Source organism: Methylocaldum sp. (assembly GCF_035627495.1).
Taxonomy (GTDB): Bacteria; Pseudomonadota; Gammaproteobacteria; order Methylococcales; family Methylococcaceae; genus Methylocaldum.
Genome location: NZ_DASPLO010000192.1, coordinates 1 through 1,870 on the forward strand (window position 1 = coordinate 1; position 1,870 = coordinate 1,870).

1 protein-coding gene is annotated in these 1,870 nt (G+C 58.5%); it reads right to left on the bottom strand.

Annotated features, from left to right (window positions below; all coding sequences use genetic code 11):
* Positions 1 to 21: 21 nt before the first annotated feature.
* Complete coding sequence (gene ltrA, locus VEB01_RS18070) at positions 22 to 1,422, bottom strand: group II intron reverse transcriptase/maturase (protein ID WP_324877877.1); 1,401 nt, start codon at positions 1,420 to 1,422, stop codon at positions 22 to 24.
* Between the last annotated feature and the right edge of the window lie 448 nt (positions 1,423 to 1,870).

Genomic DNA, 1,870 nt, shown 5'->3' on the forward strand with positions numbered 1-1,870 from the left:
GATAGGGGTAGGAGCGAGGGATTAACCTCGCCCCTCCCTCCAAACCGGACGGGCGGATTTCCCGCATCCGGCTTTCCGTTTAGTGGTTCCTGTCCGGAGTTGGCTCGCTTCGGCTCGGGCTGTGGCCAGGGAGATCAGCCCAAGTTCCGCGAAGTAAACATTTGGCCAGCGTTGATGGTCGCGCCCTCGAGCGCGTCCCGTCCCTTTGTGCCGCCGTCGCAGGATCGTGCGCAGTCGTTGCCGTATCCAACTGTCCAGCGGCGGGTAGATATTGCGCAGGCCGTGCTTGAAATACGCAAACCAGCCTCGCAGTGTCCGGTTGATGTCCTCGGTGATTTCCCGCATCGATCCGCTTCGCAGCCGCAGGGTTTTGGCCCGTATGGCGTCCTTGAACTTGTCCAGGCTCTTCTTGCGCGGCCACCGATAGCCTCGCTCAAAGTGGTATCCCAGAAAGTCGAATCCGCCTCGCTGCGTCGCATCCACTATGCGGGTCTTGGTCGGATGCAGCGTCAGTCCCGCCCCATCCATCCATGCTCTGATTTGTCCCATTGCCGCCTCGGCCTCTTCGCGGTTTGCGCATAGGATCACAAAGTCGTCTGCGTAGCGCACCATTTCGTAGCCGCTGCCCGCCATCAGATGGTCGAGCGGGTTCAGATAAATGTTGGCCAGCATTGGACTAATGATTGCCCCTTGCGGTGTGCCGCTGTCCGTTGGACTCCACCCTTTGCCGCTTTCCATCACGCCTTGCTTGAGAAAGCGCTGGAGCAATTCCAGCACCTTGCCATCGCTGACATGCTGTTCAACGGCTTGCAGCAGTTTGTCCTGCGGAATGTTGTCGAAGTAGCCTTTGATGTCGGCGTCCACCACCCAGTGTTTGCCCGCGTTGAGCAGTTTTTGAATCTGTCTCAACGCGTCCTTTGCTCCTCGCCGCGGTCGAAACCCGTAACTGCGCTCGGCGAACGTGTGTTCGAATATCGGTTCAAGCACGTTGCGCAGAGCCATCTGCACCACCCGGTCTTCGACCTGGGGCACGCCCAGCGGTCTCAACTCGGTGCTGCCGGGTTTCTCAATCCATACCCTCTGCACAGGCTGTGGCTGGTACTGGTTGGTTTTGAGCAGTTCCTGCAGCTCGGGCAGTCGCTTGGGGCATCGCTCAAGATACTCGTGGCACTTGCGGCCATCAGGTTTCTTTCGGCTTTTGCCCTTGGCGACTTTCACCGCCGCGCTCTGCAGGTTTTCCGTTTTCCAGACCTTATCTATCAGGCTGAACCATTTGCCTCCTTTGATTCCTCTTTCGAGGGTTGCCAACATGCGTTCGTTCCACACGCTTGCTTCGGTCCATCCCCATTTCTCCGGGACCTCTCTGCCTTGTTTAGCCTCTGGCACTCCCGGCAGGTTTAGTTGCTTGGGTGTGTCACTCACGCTTCCACCTTCCTGCCCCCCTTTGCTCCACGGTGATTAGCCGCTTCGTCGCTACTACGGGGACTCTGACTTCTGCGCCACTCCCGCCGGCGCAGTTCTCCTTGGTTACCCAACGCACGCTTCTGGACATTCCGTCTCCAACCACCCCATGCGCCCCCGTCTTCCGGCAATGCTTCCTGATCCGGGCGGGCTTGGCCCCCGATTCGCCTTGTCGGCTATCGGCGGTTCTTTGGACTTCGTTCGTTGCTAGCAGTCTCGTCAATCGCATGAAGCCGAATCGAGTTTGTGTCGAGGAACTCTATTGTCCCTCTGCTCTACGGACTATCCGTTTACTTCCAGTTGCTCTCCACGGTTCATTTCTGAACCGCAGTTACCTTCAGTCTCTGGCGGGAAGCGCCGCCAGACAGGGACTCTCACCCTGCGATGTGCGTTGTATCCCAAGCGCACT